The 15,730-nt window shown below is 67.2% G+C and carries 15 protein-coding genes; 14 read left to right on the top strand and 1 reads right to left on the bottom strand.

The annotated features are described in order from the left end of the window. Positions 1 to 18 precede the first annotated feature (18 nt). The 13 genes from ACODSU_RS04555 (at position 19) to msrA (ending at position 13,673) form a co-directional block, all read left to right on the top strand. Positions 19 to 891 carry a branched-chain amino acid ABC transporter permease gene (locus tag ACODSU_RS04555; protein WP_110959148.1) on the top strand — a complete coding sequence of 291 codons (873 nt, stop codon included), beginning with the start codon at positions 19 to 21 and terminating at the stop codon, positions 889 to 891. Continuing rightward, positions 888 to 1,859, top strand: coding sequence for a branched-chain amino acid ABC transporter permease (locus ACODSU_RS04550; RefSeq protein WP_056644457.1), 972 nt, complete (start codon positions 888 to 890; stop codon positions 1,857 to 1,859). Before ACODSU_RS04555 ends, ACODSU_RS04550 begins: the two co-directional genes overlap by 4 nt. Then, positions 1,849 to 2,610: an ABC transporter ATP-binding protein gene (locus ACODSU_RS04545; RefSeq protein WP_110958648.1), complete on the top strand. Its 762-nt coding sequence runs from the start codon at positions 1,849 to 1,851 to the stop codon at positions 2,608 to 2,610. Before ACODSU_RS04550 ends, ACODSU_RS04545 begins: the two co-directional genes overlap by 11 nt. Continuing rightward, positions 2,607 to 3,323, top strand: coding sequence for an ABC transporter ATP-binding protein (locus tag ACODSU_RS04540; protein ID WP_056644463.1), 717 nt, complete (start codon positions 2,607 to 2,609; stop codon positions 3,321 to 3,323). Before ACODSU_RS04545 ends, ACODSU_RS04540 begins: the two co-directional genes overlap by 4 nt. 52 nt (positions 3,324 to 3,375) lie before the next feature. Then, positions 3,376 to 4,341 (top strand): tripartite tricarboxylate transporter substrate binding protein, encoded by a 966-nt coding sequence (locus ACODSU_RS04535; RefSeq protein WP_488840435.1) that lies wholly within the window; start codon positions 3,376 to 3,378, stop codon positions 4,339 to 4,341. Further along, a complete protein-coding gene (locus ACODSU_RS04530) occupies positions 4,338 to 5,624 on the top strand; it encodes a 3-isopropylmalate dehydratase large subunit (RefSeq protein WP_488840433.1) in 1,287 nt (428 codons plus the stop codon). The genes ACODSU_RS04535 and ACODSU_RS04530 overlap by 4 nt, the downstream gene beginning before the upstream one ends. Further along, positions 5,621 to 6,208 (top strand): LeuD/DmdB family oxidoreductase small subunit, encoded by a 588-nt coding sequence (locus tag ACODSU_RS04525; protein WP_488840426.1) that lies wholly within the window; start codon positions 5,621 to 5,623, stop codon positions 6,206 to 6,208. Before ACODSU_RS04530 ends, ACODSU_RS04525 begins: the two co-directional genes overlap by 4 nt. After that, positions 6,201 to 7,922 carry a hydantoinase B/oxoprolinase family protein gene (locus ACODSU_RS04520; protein ID WP_488840424.1) on the top strand — a complete coding sequence of 574 codons (1,722 nt, stop codon included), beginning with the start codon at positions 6,201 to 6,203 and terminating at the stop codon, positions 7,920 to 7,922. The genes ACODSU_RS04525 and ACODSU_RS04520 overlap by 8 nt, the downstream gene beginning before the upstream one ends. After that, a complete protein-coding gene (locus tag ACODSU_RS04515; protein ID WP_488840422.1) occupies positions 7,919 to 10,003 on the top strand; it encodes a hydantoinase/oxoprolinase family protein in 2,085 nt (694 codons plus the stop codon). The genes ACODSU_RS04520 and ACODSU_RS04515 overlap by 4 nt, the downstream gene beginning before the upstream one ends. After that, positions 10,000 to 10,635 (top strand): cysteine hydrolase family protein, encoded by a 636-nt coding sequence (locus ACODSU_RS04510; RefSeq protein ID WP_488840420.1) that lies wholly within the window; start codon positions 10,000 to 10,002, stop codon positions 10,633 to 10,635. Before ACODSU_RS04515 ends, ACODSU_RS04510 begins: the two co-directional genes overlap by 4 nt. An 8-nt stretch (positions 10,636 to 10,643) precedes the next feature. Beyond that, the gene (locus ACODSU_RS04505) at positions 10,644 to 12,056 is read left to right on the top strand and encodes an FAD-dependent oxidoreductase (RefSeq protein WP_488840419.1); all 1,413 of its coding nucleotides are present in this window, start codon (positions 10,644 to 10,646) and stop codon (positions 12,054 to 12,056) included. A 4-nt stretch (positions 12,057 to 12,060) separates the two neighbouring features. Beyond that, on the top strand, positions 12,061 to 12,924 hold the full coding sequence (locus ACODSU_RS04500) for an isocitrate lyase/PEP mutase family protein (RefSeq protein WP_488840417.1): 864 nt from the start codon (positions 12,061 to 12,063) through the stop codon (positions 12,922 to 12,924). 203 nt (positions 12,925 to 13,127) lie between these two features. Then, positions 13,128 to 13,673 carry a peptide-methionine (S)-S-oxide reductase MsrA gene (gene msrA / locus ACODSU_RS04495; RefSeq protein ID WP_488840415.1) on the top strand — a complete coding sequence of 182 codons (546 nt, stop codon included), beginning with the start codon at positions 13,128 to 13,130 and terminating at the stop codon, positions 13,671 to 13,673. On the opposite strand, the gene ACODSU_RS04490 is transcribed toward msrA, so the two are convergent. Continuing rightward, entirely contained in the window at positions 13,636 to 14,655 is a 1,020-nt protein-coding gene (locus tag ACODSU_RS04490; RefSeq protein WP_488840413.1) for a class I SAM-dependent methyltransferase, read from the bottom strand. The genes msrA and ACODSU_RS04490 overlap by 38 nt on opposite strands. Positions 14,656 to 14,744: 89 nt before the next feature. Here ACODSU_RS04490 and ACODSU_RS04485 point away from each other — a divergent pair, with 89 nt between their 5' ends. Next, complete coding sequence (locus tag ACODSU_RS04485) at positions 14,745 to 15,602, top strand: AraC family transcriptional regulator (RefSeq protein ID WP_488840411.1); 858 nt, start codon at positions 14,745 to 14,747, stop codon at positions 15,600 to 15,602. Positions 15,603 to 15,730 lie beyond the last annotated feature (128 nt).

Here is a 15,730-nt window from a genome sequence, read left to right as displayed (position 1 = left end):
ATGGCGTCCATTCCCTCCATGTTCGACCTCAGCATCCTCTTTCCGTCGGTCCTCAACGGCCTGACCACGGGCGCGGTGTATGCCCTCATCGCGCTCGGGCTCACGCTGATTTATGGCGTGCTGCACATCATCAACTTCGCGCATGGCGCGTCGCTGATGCTGGCGCTGTACGCGGTGTACCTGCTCAAGCAGCACTTCGGGCTGGACCCTTACCTGGCGCTGCCCATCCTGGTGCCGGGTATGTTCGCCCTGGGTTATGCGCTGCAGCGCCTGGTCATCAACCGCGCCAGCCATGGCAAGGACGAAAACATCCTGCTCGTCACGCTGGGCATTTCCATCGTGATGGAAAACCTCGCGCTGTTGTTCTTCAAATCCGACACACGCACCATCGACACGGCCTACACCCTCACCACCGTGGCGGTGGGTCCGGCCATGATCGCCTTGCCCAAGCTGGTCGCCTTTGCTGGTGCGCTGGTGGTGTCGGCCGTGCTGCTGTGGATCGTGGGCCGCACCGACCTGGGCCGCGCCATCCGCGCCGTGGCCAAGGAGAAGCACGGCGCCAAGCTCATGGGCATCAATGTGGACCATGTGTATGCCATGAGCTTTGGCATTGGTCTGGCCTGCCTGGGCGCTGCCGCGTGCTTTCTGCTCCCCGCGTATTACGTGAACCCGCAGGTGGGCAGCGGCTTTGTCCTGGTCGCGTTCACCATCGTGGTGCTGGGAGGCATGGGCAGCTTTACCGGCGCGCTGGTGGGCGGTCTGCTGATCGGCGTCGTGGAGTCGCTGGGCGGCCTGTACCTGGGTGAATCGCTGGGCCAGATCGGCATCTTTGCCATCTTCATCGCCGTGTTGCTGTTCCGCCCGCAGGGCTTGTTTGGAGCCAAGGCATGAAGCAGCTTGCAAGCATTGGATTGTTTGCCGTCGTCGTGGCGGCCATCGCAGCGTTTTCCGACTCTGGCGTGTTGCTCAATTTCGTGATGATGTCGCTGTATGCGGCGCTGCTGGCGCAGGCGTGGAACATCCTCGGGGGCTTCGGCGGTCAGTTCTCGTTCGGGCACGCACTGTTCTTCGGAACGGGCGCCTACATCCAGGCCATTGCCCAGATGCAAGGGGGCATCAACCCCTGGATTGCGTTGCCCATGGCGGTGGCTGGTAGCGCGCTGGTGGGGCTGTTCGTGGGCGGGCTGTCGTTCCGCTACGGGCTCAAGGGCTCGTACTTTGCGCTGGTCACGCTGGCCTTTGCCGAGGTGTTTCGCATCCTGGCGCTGTCGGTTCCTTTCACCGGCGCAGGCGTGGGGCTGATGCTGCCGCTTAAGGAGTCGCTCTCCAACATGCAGTTTGGCTCGCGCAAGGGCTTTGTCTTCCTGATCCTGGCGCTGGTCACGCTGGCGCTGCTGGTCAGCTGGTGGCTCAAGAACTCGCGCTTTGGTGCCTGGCTGCAGGCCGTGCGCGATAACGAAGACGCGGCGCGCGCCATCGGCGTCAATCCCTTCGGCGTGAAGATGGGCGCCATTGCCTTGTCGGGCGGCTTCATGGGGGCAGCCGGGGCGTTCTATGTGCAGGTGTTCCAGTACATCGACCCAGGCATTGCCTACGGTTCGGTAACGTCGGTGGAGGCCCTGGTGGCGGCCATCGTGGGTGGCATTGGCACTGTGTGGGGCCCTGTGCTGGGTGCGCTGGTGCTGCACATCCTGGCCGACGTCACGCGCAACCTGTTCGGCCAGCTGCCGGGCATCAACATGGTGATTTACGGCGTGGTGCTGGTGCTCATCGTGATGTTCCTGCCCCGTGGCATTGCGGGCATCGGGCAGTCGGTGGTGGCGGTGTGGAAACGTTCGGGAGGCCGCCATGGCGAATGACCTGTTGCAGCTCAGCGGGCTGAGCAAATCCTTTGGCGGCCTGAAAGCCGTGCAAAACGTGAGCCTGGCGGTGCCTGAGGGCTCGTTGACCGCACTGATCGGCCCCAATGGAGCAGGCAAGACCACGCTCTTTGCACTGATGTCAGGTTTTGTACGGCCCGACACAGGCACCGTGCGCTTTGCGGGCCAGGACATCACGGGCCAGGCCCCGCACCTCAACGCCCGGCTGGGCATGACGCGCACGTTCCAGATCGTGCAGCCTTTCGCAGCGCAGACCGTGCGTGAAAACATTGCTGTGGGCGCCCACCTCAAAGAGCCCAATCGCCGTGCCGCCCTGGAGTTGGCCAGCGAAGTCGCTGCCCGTGTGGGCCTGGCCCCGCAGCTGGACAAACCTGCAGCCGACCTCACGGTGGCGGGCCGCAAGCGCCTGGAGCTGGCGCGCGCCCTGGCCACCCGGCCGCGGCTGCTGCTGCTCGATGAAGTGCTGGCTGGCCTCAACCCCCAGGAGATTGCCGAGATGATTCCCGTGGTGCGCGGCATTGCCGATGGTGGCGTGACCGTGTTGATGATCGAACACGTCATGCAGGCGGTGATGAACCTGGCTGAGCATGTGTGGGTGCTGGCCCAGGGCCAGCTCATTGCGCAGGGCAACCCCGCGCAGGTCACCTCGGACGAGCGTGTGATCGAGGCCTACCTCGGCCACGGCACCGCCGCCCGTTTGCGCGCCGCCGCACCGCAGGAGGCCGCATGAGCACCGCCCCCTTGCTGGAAATCACCGGCCTGCGCGGCGGCTACGGCCGCGTGGAAGTGCTGCGGGGCGTAGACCTGCAGGTGCAGCCCGGCGAGACTGTGGCGCTGCTGGGCAGCAATGGCGCGGGCAAGTCCACGCTCAACAACGTGGTCTGCGGCATCTACAAGGCCTGGGCGGGCAAGGTGGCGTTTGATGGGGCCGACCTCAGCGGCGCCCACTACACCGAGGTCGTCAAGGCGGGCCTGATCCAGGTGCCCGAAGGCCGCAAGATATTCCCCAACCTGAGCGTGATGGAGAACCTGGCGCTCGGCAGCTTCACCCGGGCGCGCGAGCGCCGCGCCGAGAACATCGACAAGGTGTTCGCCACCTTCCCGCGCCTGAAGGAGCGCACCCTGCAGCTCGCCGGCACCATGAGCGGCGGCGAGCAGCAGATGCTGGCCATTGGCCGCGGAATGATGGCCGAGCCGCGCCTGCTCATCCTCGACGAGCCTTCGCTGGGCCTTTCGCCGCTGCTGGTCGAAGAGATGTTCGGCCTGATCCGGCAGTTGCGCTCCACAGGCCTGGCGGTAATGCTGGTGGAGCAGAACGTGGGCCAGTCCCTCGAAATTGCCGACCGCGCCTACGTGATGGAAAACGGAAGCATCCGTTTCTCTGGCGCTCCCGCCGATTTGCTGCGCAGCGACGACCTGCGCCGCGCCTATCTGGGGCTGTGATGCCTTCACGTACCCCGTAAGTCACAAAACCACAGGATTGGAGACACACCCCATGACTTCACGCCGTCACCTCTTGCTTGCCTTGGGCGCCGCGCCCGCCCTGTGGCAGGGCTCGCTCGCGCTGGCCCAAGGCAACACCCCCGTCCGCATCCTGGTGGGTGCCCCGGCCGGTGGCTCCACCGACACGCTGGCGCGCACCCTGGCCATCGAAATGGGCCGCTTGCTGGGCCGCACCGTCATTGTCGAGAACCGGCCTGGCGCGGGCGGCAACATCGCGGCCGACGCGGTGGCCAAGGCCGCGCCCGACGGCAATACCCTGCTGATGAGCTTCACCAGCCATGCAATCAACGCCAGCCTGTACAAGACGCTACCGTTCGACCCCATCAAGGACTTCACGCCGCTGACCTGTGTCGCGACCTCGCCCTCGGTGCTGGTGGCCAACCCCGCCGTGCCCGCCAAGGATGTGCGGGAGCTGATTGCCCTGGCCAAGGCCAAGCCTGGCAAGCTCAACTTTGCCATCGGCGCCGTGGGCTCGTCCCTGCACCTGGCGGGGGACGCGTTCAAGATGCAGTCGGGTGCCTACATCGTGAACATTCCGTACCGGGGCACCGCGCCCGCGCTGCAGGATGTGCTGGCCGGGCAGGTGGAGCTGATGTTTGCCGCCGTGGGTAACGCCCAGGCGCAAATCCGCGCAGGCAAGCTCAAGGCGCTGGGGGTGACCAGTGCGCAGCGCCTGCCTGCGTTTCCCGATGTGCCCGCGATTGCCGAGGTGTTGCCCGGTTATGAGTCCAGCGCGTGGTTCGGTCTGTTTGGCCCGGGGCAGATGAACCCGGAGCTGGCCAAGCGCATCAGCGACGCCGCGCGCCAGGCCATTGCCTCGCCCGATGTGAAGCGGCGCCTGGAGCACGAAGGCGCCGTGCCCGTGGGCAACAGCCCCGAAGAGTTTGCGCGCTTTGTGCAGGCCGAGATCCCGCGCTGGGCCAAGGTGGTGCAGTTTTCCGGAGCCAAGCCCGAATGAGCCTCCCACTCAGCCCCCCGAGCACGCTGGCGCAGAAGCTCGTGGCCCGCGCCAGTGGCCGCGACAGCGTCACGCCCGGCGAGATCGTCAATTGCCGCGTCGATCTGGCCATGTTCCACGACTCGTCCGGCCCACGCCGGCTCAAGCCCATGCTGGAAGAGCTGGGCGCCCAGATCTGGGACAAGCGCCGCGTGGTCCTGGTGATGGACCACTACCTGCCCGAGCGCGACGACGAATCCCGCCGCATCGTGCGCATCGCCCGCGACTGGGCGCGCGAGCAGGATTTGCCCCATGTGTACGACGGCCAGGGCATCTGCCATGTGGTGGTGCCCCAGCACGGCCACATCCGCCCCGGCATGTTCTGCGTGGGCGGCGACTCGCATTCGCCCACGGGCGGCGCGTTTGGCGCCTACATGTTTGGCATCGGCAGCACCGAGATGCTGGGTGTGGTGGTCACCGGAGAAATCTGGCTGCGCGTGCCCCACACCCTGCAGATGCACTGGAGCGGCCAGCTGGCTGCAGGCGTGACAGCCAAGGACATGATGCTGCACATGATCGGCCGCTTTGGCATGAACGGCGGCCAGTACCAGGCCGTGGAATTTGCCGGCCCCGCTGTGCAGGCGCTGGGCATGCAAGAGCGCATGACCCTTTCCAACATGAGCGCCGAGCTGGGCGCACAGGCCGGGCTGATTGCCCCCGACAACACCACCCGCGACTGGCTGCGGGCTGCGGGTGTGCCCGATGCAGACCTGCAGGGCCTGGATGCCTGGCGCACGGACGAAGGCGCTGACCTGACACGCCACACCTTCGACGCCGCCACCCTCACGCCCCAGGTCGCTGCCCCGCACAGCCCCGCCAACGCCGCGCCCGTGGCGCAGCATGCAGGGCAGGGCATTGACGTGGCCTACATCGGCGCCTGCACCGGCGCCAAGCTGGACGACCTGCGCGCCGCCGCCAGCGTCTTGCGTGGCCAGCGAGTGGCCGCCGGCGTGCGCCTGATGGTGGCGCCCGCCAGCCAGCGCGACCAGGCCGCCGCCCAGGCCGAAGGTGTGCTGCAGGTGCTGCAGGACGCAGGGGCTGAACTGTTCCCCACCACCTGCGGCGCCTGCGCGGGCTATGGCGACACGGTGGGCGACGCCACCAACGTCATCTCCAGCACGGCACGCAATTTCAAGGGCCGCATGGGCTCGCCCACGGCGCAGGTGTACCTGGCCTCGCCCTACACGGTGGCGGCCTCGGCCCTGCGTGGCTGTATTACTGACCCCCGGGAAGTGCTGGCATGACGAGCGAACACCGTATGGCCGCAGCGCCGGGCCGCCCCCAACAAGGCCCGGCCCCCTCGGGGGGCAGCGAACCACACGCAGTGGGGAGCGTGGGGGCACGAGTTTGGAAACTGGGTGCCGACATCGACACCGACGTGCTGGCCCCCGGCCACGCCATGAAGCACGGCATCGACGTGCTGGCGCGCCACTGCCTCGAATCCGTACGCCCCGACTTTGTGGCGGGCGTGCGCAAGGGCGATGTGATCGTCGCCGGGCCCAACTTTGGCATTGGCTCGTCGCGCGAGCAGGCGGCTGCCGTGCTGGTGCGCCTGGGCGTGGCGGCGGTGATTGCGCCGTCGTTCAGTGGCCTCTACTTTCGCAACGCGTTCAACCTGGGCCTGCTGCTGCTGACCTGCCCCGAAGCCGAGGCCATCGGGGAAGGGGAGGGCATCACCCTGAACGAACAAACACCGTCGGTCACCACCGCCCAGGGGCGTGTGCTGGCCTGCGATCCGATTCCCCCGTTTCTTTTGGACATGGTGCGCGCCGGTGGGCTGATGAACCAGCTGCGCGCCCGCTTTGGCAAGGAGCCCCTGCATGGCTGAACACACACCCACCCCGCCGCCCATGGACCCAGTCATGGACCCGGTCACCTTGGCCGTGCTGCGCGGTCGGCTGGAACAGATCGCCGACGAGATGGACGCCACGCTCTACCGCAGCGCGTTCAATCCCATCATTGCCGAGGCGCACGACGCCTGCCACGGCCTGTACGACGCCACCACCGGCGACACGCTGGTGCAGGGCAAATCGGGCCTGCCCGTGTTTGTGGGGGCGATGGCTTTCGCCGTGCGCGCTGCCATGCGCGCAGCGGGCGAGCGCGGTGGCATCACGGCCGGCGACACCTGGTTGTTCAACGACCCCTACGAGGGTGGCACCCACGCCAACGACTTCAAGCTGGTACGCCCGTTCTTCCGCAACGGCCAGCTGTTTTGCTTCTTGGCATCGGCCGCGCATTGGCACGACGTGGGCGGCGCCGTGCCTGGCAACTACAACCCGGCCGCCACCGAGTGCTGGCAAGAGGCGGTGCAGATTCCGCCCGTGCGCATCGTGCGGGGCGGTGTGTTCGACGACGACGTGCTCGCCATCCTCAAGGCCAACACCCGCCTGCCCGACAGCCTGTGGGGCGACCTGAACGGCCAGTTGGCCGCGCTGGACCTGGGCGAGCGCCGCCTGCACGACCTGCTGGACCAGTACGGCGATGCCCAGGTGCAGCAGGCTATGGGAGAGCTGCGCACGCGCGCTGTCAAGCTCATGCAGTCGCACATCGCGGCGCTGCCGGACGGGCGCTACAGCTTCAGCGACATCCTGGACAACGACGGCGTGAAAGACGAGCCACTGACCATTGCGCTCGACATGACGGTGCAGGGCGACCGCCTGACGCTCGACTTTTCGCGCACCTCGCCGCAGTGCGCGGGGCCGGTCAACATCTCGCGCGCCACGGCCATTGCGGCTTGCTATGTGGCGCTCAAGCACTTGTTCCCCGATGTGCCCGCCAATGCGGGCGTGCTCGATGCGGTGGACTTTGTGCTTCCCGAGGGCCTGGTCATCAGCGCCGCGCGCCCGCGGCCCGTGGGGGGCTACACCGAGACCATCCTGCGCATGATCGATGTGATCTTCAGCGCCACCGCGCAGGCTGACCCGAAGCGCGCCATGGCCCAGGCCTACGGCACCATCAACGCGCTGTCCATCGCCGGGCTGCGCACCGATGCTGCGCGCAAGGGCCAACGCTGGGTGATGTTCAGCTTCTTCGGCGGCGGCCACGGCGGGCACAGCGATGGCGATGGCCTTAGTCACGGCAACGCGCCCATCTCCACCGCCACCATCCCGCCGCTCGAAATTCTGGAGGCTGCGTACCCCGTGCGCTTTACGCAATGGGCACTGCGCCCTGATTCGGGCGGTGATGGCGAGCACCGCGGCGGCCTGGGTGCGATCTATGAAATCGAGCTGCTGGAGCACGACGCCGAGGTCTTCATCTTTGGCGAGCGCGGCAAGGCCGCACCCCAAGGCATTTCAGGCGGTAGCGCCGGTTCAATGAACGTCTTTAGCTATGAAAACAATAGTGAATGGAAGCAGCCACCCATGCGTTCCAAGATGATTGGCATCCGCCTGAAGCAGGGCGAACGCGTGCGCCTGGAGACCCCCGGTGGTGGTGGCTACGGTGCCCCGGCCGCGCGGGATGCGGCAGCGCGTGAGAAGGATCTGGCGATGGGCTATGTGAGTGCCCCTACCGCACTGAAAGCAATGAAAGGCAAGGCATGAGCAGCGGCAAGGTTTCGGACAAGGCTTTGAGCGAGGCGTCCTATGTGGTGGGCGTGGACGTGGGGGGCACCTTCACCGACCTGTTCGTGCTGGACGAGCGCGACGGCAGCGCCCGCATCGTCAAGGTGCCCAGCACCCGGGGCGAGGAGGCGCGCGGCTTCATGAACGGCGTGGCGCGCGTGGCCGACTCGGCCGGGCAGATCGCCACCATCGTGCACGGCACCACCGTAGGCACCAATGCGCTGCTGGAGCGCAAGGTGGCGCGCACCGGCATCATCACCACGCGCGGCTTCCGCGATGTGCTGGAGATGCGCCGCCGCGACCGGCCTCAGACCTGGGGCCTGCGCGGCAGCTTCGAGCCCATCGTGCCGCGCGACTTGCGGCTTGAGGTGGACGAGCGCGTGCTGGCCGATGGCACGGTGCACACACCGGTGGATGTGGAACAGGTAAAGGCCCAGGCGCGCGCACTGCTGGACGCAGGCTGCGAGGCCGTCTGCGTGTTCTTCATCAACACCTACGCCAACGCCGCCAACGAGCAGGCCGCCGTGGCCGCCGTGCGCAGCGTGTGGCCCAACCCGCATGTGACGGCCGCCAGCGAGGTGCTGCCCGAAATCCGCGAGTTTGAGCGCTGCTCCACCGCCACGCTCAACGCCGCCCTGCAGCCCGTGGTGGGCAGCTACCTGGAACGGCTGGAGGGCGACCTGCGAACGCAGGGCTTTGGCGGCGAACTGCTCATCGTGCAGAGCAACGGCGGCGTGATGTCGCGCCAGACGGCGTGCGATGTGCCGGTGCGCACCGCGCTCTCGGGCCCCGCAGCGGGCGTGATTGCCTGCGCGGCCATTGCGCGTGCGGCAGGCTTTCCCGATGTAATCACGGGCGACATGGGCGGTACCTCGTTCGACGTGTCGCTGGTGGCCAAAGGCGAAGCGGCGCTGGCTGCTCAGACGGCCATTGAATTTGGCATGGTGGTGCGCTCGCCCATGATCCAGATCGAGACCATTGGCGCGGGCGGCGGCTCCATCGCCTCGGTAGACGCCAGCGGCATGCTGCAGGTGGGCCCCGAGTCGGCCGGCAGCATTCCCGGCCCGGCCTGCTATGGCCGGGGCAATACGCGCCCCACGGTGACTGACGCCAACGTGCTGCTGGGCCGCATCGCTGCCGACCGCCCCCTGGGCGGTGGTCTGCTGGCCGCCATGGACGCACAAAAGTCGCGCGACGCCATCGAGACCCACGTGGCCAAGCCCCTGGGCCTGGATGTGATGGCAGCCGCCGAAGCCATCCTCACAGTGGCCAACGCCAAGATGGCGGGCGCCGTGCGCGTGGTGTCCATCGAGCGCGGGCACGACCCGCGCCAGTTTGCCTATATGCCGTTTGGCGGCGGCGGCGCGCTGCATGTGTGCGCCATGATGCGCGAGGTGGGTGTGGGCACCGGCATCGTGCCGCGCTACCCCGGCGTGACCTCGGCCCTGGGCTGCGTGATGGCTGACATGCGCCACGACGCGGTACAGACGCTGAACAAGCCCCTGGCCGACCTGGACGTGGCGGACCTGCGCCTGCGCGTGGCCACACTGGCCGCCACCTGTCAGCAGCGGCTGGATTCTGCGGGCGTGAAGTTTGTGGAAGTGCAGGAGGTCATCGCGCTCGACATGCTTTACGCCGGGCAGACACACACCGTGCAGGTGCCTGTGGCGGCCGATGCGTTAAGCCATGACGGCATCCGCGCCGCGTTCGAGGCCGCCTACCGCGCCGCCTTTGGCCGTGTGCTTGACGGCATTGCCGTGCGGGTGATGAACCTGCGCTACGCCCGCGTGGGCGTGCGCCCCAAGTTTGACCTGACGGTGCTGGCCCCGCAGACCACCACGGTGAACCCCTCGCTGGGTGTGCAGCGTGTGTTCCACGCCGGCCGCTGGTGGGACGCCGCGCGCCACGCACGCCTGGACCTGCCCGTGGGCACCCGCATCGACGGCCCGGCCATCCTGGAGCAGCCCGACACCACGGTGTGGCTGGAGCCTGGCTTCAGCGCCACGGTCGATCCGCTGGGCAATCTGCTGGTGCGGGCCGACGCGGGGGACGGAGCATGAGCCACGACGCCATCGACCCGCGCCACACGGCGCTGGTCATCATCGACCTGCAAAACGACTTTCTGGCGCCGGATGGCGCCTATGCACGCGGCGGCGCCGTGAGCGCAGCCGCCCAGGCCTTGCCGCCCCGGGTGGCTGCGGTGGCCAAGGCGCTGAAGGCGGCGGGCGGCATGGTGGTGGGCAGCCAGTTCACCCTGTGGCCCGACGCGCAGGGCGAACCCATGGTCTCGCCCCACCTCAAGGCCTTGCGCCCGTTCCTGCGCCGTGGCGACTTTGCGCCTGGCAGCCCGGGCCAGGCCCATGTGGCCGAGATCGCACCGTGGGTGGACGTGTCGGTGTGCAAGGTGGCGTATTCGGCCTTCTTCAACACCCAGCTCGACTGGGTGCTGCGCCGCGCGGGCATCACCACCGTGGCGGTGTGTGGCATTGTCACCAACGGGGGCGTGGCCAGCACGGTGCGCGATGCGCACATGCGCGACTACCAGACGCTGGTGCTGTCCGACGGCTGCGCGGCCTTCAAGCAGGCAGTGCACGACACCTCGGTGGCCGACATGGCCAACGTGGCCCAGGTGCTGACCTGCGCCGATTTTGCGGCCGCCGTGACTGCCGCTGTGGCGGCCCCTTCCGCATGAATGCGCCCATGAGCACGCCCCGCATCTGCCATGCCGAGCGCATGCCTGGCACCGTGGCGCAGGACGCGCATGTGCCTGTGCTCATCGTGGGCGGCGGCGCCTGTGGGCTGACTGCGGCGCTGATGCTGCACGACGCCGGTGTGGACTGCGCGGTGCTGGAGCGCGATGCCACCCCGCTGGGCTCATCGGCCCTCTCATCTGGCTTTATCCCCGCGCCCGGCACGCAGGCGCAGCGCGCGGCGGGCATTGATGACAGCCCGGAGCGGTTTGCCGCCGACATCAGCGCCAAGGCCAAGGGCAGGGCAGCGCCCCATTTGGTGCAGGCCTATGCCCAGGCCATCGGCCCGGCGCTCGATGCACTGCAAGACCGCCATGGCCTGCAGTGGCAGGTGCTCGATGGATTTTTGTACCCCGGCCACAGCGTGCGCCGCATGCACGCCACGCCCGAGAAAACCGGCGTGGGCCTGATGGGCCGCCTGGCCAACGCGGTGACGGCGGTCGACATCCCGCTGATCACCGAAGCCACCGTGCGCGAGCTGTGGGTCAACGCCCAGCAGCGCATGATCGGCGTGGGCTACGAGCGGCCCGACGGCACGCTGGAGCACCTGGCCTGCGACGCACTCATCCTGGCCTGCAACGGCTTTGGCGGCAACCCGGCCATGGTGCGCGAGCTGTTGCCCGAAATGCGCGATGCCCTGTTTGCCGGACACACCGGCAACGACGGCAGCGCCATTGCCTGGGGTCGCGAGTTGGGCGCTCGGCTGGCCGACCTGGGCGGCTACCAGGGCCATGGCTCCTGGGCCATTCCGCAGGGTGCGCTCATCTCGTGGGCGCTGATGATGGAAGGTGGCATCCAGGTCAATGCGCTGGGCGAGCGCTTTCATGACGAGACACAGGGCTACTCCGAGGCCTCGGTGCATGTGCTGGCGCAGCCGGGCGGCGTGGCGTGGAACGTGTTCGACGCGCCCATCCTCGCACTGGCGCGTGGCTTTCCAGACTTTGTCGATGCCGAGGCGGCACGAGCCGTCAAGCACTGCGACAGCGTGCAGGCGCTGGCGGCCACCATCGGCTGCGAAGAATCAAAATTGATAGCTACTCTGGCAAGCATCACTAGCGCTAGCGGTCAAAACGACCAAAACCGCCGCGTATTTGCGCGTCCGCTGCAGGCACCGTTCTGCGCCGTCAAGGTGACGGGCGCGCTGTTCCATACCCAGGGCGGGCTGGACATCGACGCCCAGTGCCGCGTGCTCAGGCAGCACGGCCAGCCATTTCCCAATCTGCTGGCTGCAGGCGGTGCGGCCCGTGGCGTGTCGGGCGACGCGGTCTGGGGCTACCTCTCCGGCAACGGTCTGCTCAGCGCCGTGGCCGGTGGATACATCGCTGCGAACACGGCGGCCGAACTGATCCGCCAGAAAGTTTGAAGACATGACCACCTTATCGTTGAAAGAACGCCTGCACGAACCCCGCGCCATCCTGGCTCCCGGCGTGTACGACGCCCTGAGCGCCCTGGTGGCCGAGCAGGCGGGCTTCGAGGCGCTGTACCTCTCGGGCGCCTCCATTGCCTACACGCGCCTGGGGCGCTCCGACGTAGGCCTGACCACCTACACAGAGGTGGAAGACACCCTGGCCCGCATCACCGAGCGCGTGCGCACGCCCGTCATCGTCGATGCCGACACCGGCTTTGGCAACGCCCTCAACACCCAGCGCACCGTGCGCGGCTTTGAGCGCGCGGGCGCCGCCATGATCCAGATTGAGGACCAGGGCTTTCCCAAGCGCTGCGGGCACCTGGACGGCAAGACCGTGGTGCCTGTGGGCGAGATGTGCGGCAAGCTCAAGGCCGCGCTGGATGCGCGCCGCAGCGCCCACACGCTGATCCTGGCCCGCACCGACGCGCTGGCCGTCGAGGGCATCGACGCCGCATTCGACCGTGCGGAGGTGTACCTGGAATGTGGCGTGGATGCGCTTTTCATCGAAGCCCTGCGCACCCCCGAGCAAATGGACGCAGCCTGCCAGCGCTTTGCCCACCGCATCCCGCTGCTGGCCAACATGGTCGAAGGCGGCAAGACACCCATTCAGAGCGCGCAAGAGCTGCAGCGGCGCGGCTTTCGCATCGTGATCTTCCCGGGCGGCACGGCGCGTGCGGTGGCGCACACGCTGCAGGACTACTACGCCAGCCTGCACACGCACCAGACCACCGCGCCGTTCAAGGACCGGATGATGGACTTTGACGGCTTGAATGCGCTGATCGGCACGCCTGAGTTGATGGCCCAAGGACGCCAGTACGAGTAATTCCGCTTCTCAATCATCCGTGTCGTTGGTGCTTTGCCTTGCCGTGCTACAGCACTGTCTGCGGCTTCGCGCCTAGACACGGATGATTTGGAAACGGAATAGCCGCCCAGCCGCACAGACCCAATGCCCCCGCCCGCACTGCGGCGGGTGAGGGCGCGTACCATGCCGCCAACGTTCTTCCCCCGAACCGCATGGAGACCCACATGGCCCACAACCCACAAACCATCACCCTCGGCGGCGGCTGCTTCTGGTGCACCGAAGCCGTGTTCGACCGCGTGCGCGGCATCACCGATGTGGAAAGCGGCTACACCAACGGCCACACCATCAACCCCAGCTATGAGCAGATCTGCCAGGGCGACACCGGCCACGCCGAGGTGGTGCGACTGACGTTCGATGCCGACGAGATCAGCCTGGAGGAGATCCTGGAAATCTTCTTCCACACCCACGACCCGACCACGCTCAACCGCCAGGGCAATGATGTGGGCACGCAGTACCGCAGCGGCATCTACTACGACAACCCCGAGCACGGCGAGATCGCCAACGCCATGATCCGCCAGATGTCACAAGACAAGCTGTTTGGCGCGCCCATCACCACCGAGGTCAAGCCGCTTTCAAACTACAGCACGGCCGAGGCCTACCACCAGGACTATTTCGCAAAGAACCCCAACGCAGGCTACTGCGCGTTTGTGGTGGGGCCGAAGGTGGAGAAGTTCAGGAAAACGTTTGCGAAGTACCTGAAGGGCCAGTAGGCTGCGCAGCCGCGGCGGCTCTGGGACTGCGTTCGGCGACCTGTACGCGCGCCACCCCGCCCATGATGCCGCCCAGCGCCCGCTGAAGCGGGCTGGGCGTGTGGGACGCCAGCAGCGTCCGCATCAGCATGCGCGGGGAAATGAATTCATGCTTTTCGAAGCCGTGGCGCGACAGCAGCGATTGCAGTTCCTGGTCTCCGAGAAAGCAGCGCCAGGGCTCGCCCATGCGGCGAAACCGCCGCGCCATGAGCCGCAAACCCAGGCGCCGGGGCACATCCAGGGCCGCAGGGCGGCGTAAATAGTCGAACACCACCATGCTTCCTGGCGCGGCCGTCGCGCCAATCCGTGCCAGGGTGGCCTCGACGGCAGCGGGCGCCAGGTACATCGTCACCCCCAGCCACGAGAACACCGTGCGGTGGCCGGGCTGCCAGCCATGGGCCATCAATTGCGCTACAAAGTCTTGCTGCTCGAAATCCACGGGCACATAGCTTGCCGCGGTAGGCATGCGGAGACCGGCGCGCTCCTCCAATTGGCGCTTCCATAGCTGGGTGGCGGGGTGGTCCACTTCGAACACGCGCTCCAGTCCCTGCGGCCACCGGTTGCGCAGGGCGAAGGTGTCAAGGCCGGCGCCCAGCAGCACGTATTGGGTGGCGCCAGCAGCGACGGCCTCAGCCAGCGTGTCTTCGGCAATGCGGCTTCGCGCAGCCAAAGCGCCCCGCATGGCCTGCGAAATGCTTCCACCTTCACGCCTGCGCCCACGCGGGCCGTTGCCCTCCACCTCCTCAATGACGCGCTTGGCCTCATCCGGTCCCAGAATGTCCAGCGCCAGCTCATCCTTGAAGACCTCACCTGCATCCAGCAATTGATGGCGGGCCCGAGAGATGCCACACAGCCACGCGGTGTGGCTGGGTTGAGCGGAAGCCAGGAGGGGCTGGGGTGCAGAGATGGCATTGGAGTGCATGGTGGGGCGGGTGGGTGTCATGGTGGGCGGATTCTGCGATCTGGCTTTGTCCGTGTCTTGAATGTTTTCGCCATGGCCGAGCCATCAAAAACTGTTTACGATCGGCCGCCATGCGCGCCAGGATCTCGCTCCCCTTTGCTTCCGTCGCACTGCCGCCGCTGTCGTGCGCTGGCAGCATCCGTGCTTACATCACCAAAGACACCACGGCCGATGCCGACGCGGCCGGGCGGACCAATCGGTACCCCGCCTCGGTCTACTGCGGCATCGCCTGGTACCTGGAGGGCACTTCGGAACAACTGGGCGATGACCTGTGCGGCGTGCGCCAGTTGCCAGCCACCCTGCTGCTGGGTCCGCAGTCCCGCCCGCTGGTCACGCGCAACCCTGGGCCGGTGCGCACCTTTGGGGTCGTGTTTCATCCGCAGGCGTTCCATCGCATGACGGGCCTGGACATCAGCACGCTGGTGGATGGATTGCTGCCCGCAGAAGAAGTGCTTCCCGCCCAATGGCGGGTGCTGTGCCACCGGGTGCGCAGTGCGGCCTCGGATGAGCAGCGCATGGAGTTGCTTGAAGAGCATGTGAAGCAGGCCGACCGACTGCGAAACGCACCGGCATCGGAGGGCTCAGCCTCAGTGCGGTGGATGCGCGACCTTCGTGCCCACGCCATTGTGGAAGGGCTGGGCGACAGCGTGCGCAGTTTGGAGCGACTGGCGCGCGTCTGGGCAGGCCAGTCGTTGCGCCGGCTTGGCTGGCTCTCGCGCGCCGAGGACACCCTTGTGCGCGCTCGGTTGCAGGGCGAACGGTCCGGCCACCCACCGCGCTGGCAGGATGTGGCCCAAAGCGCGGGTTATGCAGACCAGTCTCACCTGTGCCGCGAAGCACGGCGCGTGACGGGCGTCAGCCCCGGCGAACTGGTCAAGCGGGTGCAGGAGAACGACGACAGCTACTGGTTCTATCGGCTCTGGTCATAGCCTGCCCTGCCTGGGGGGATTGCGCTCTGCGGCAGCAAAGCACCGGCATAATGCAATTCGTTTGCGTTATTGGGGTGCCTGCTTTGCCCGCCCCTTGCTCCCGCCTCTTTCCCCAACAGCCATGCCCA

The organism is Acidovorax sp. FG48 (genome assembly GCF_057809085.1).
This window is presented reverse-complemented; position numbering and strand designations above follow the sequence as displayed.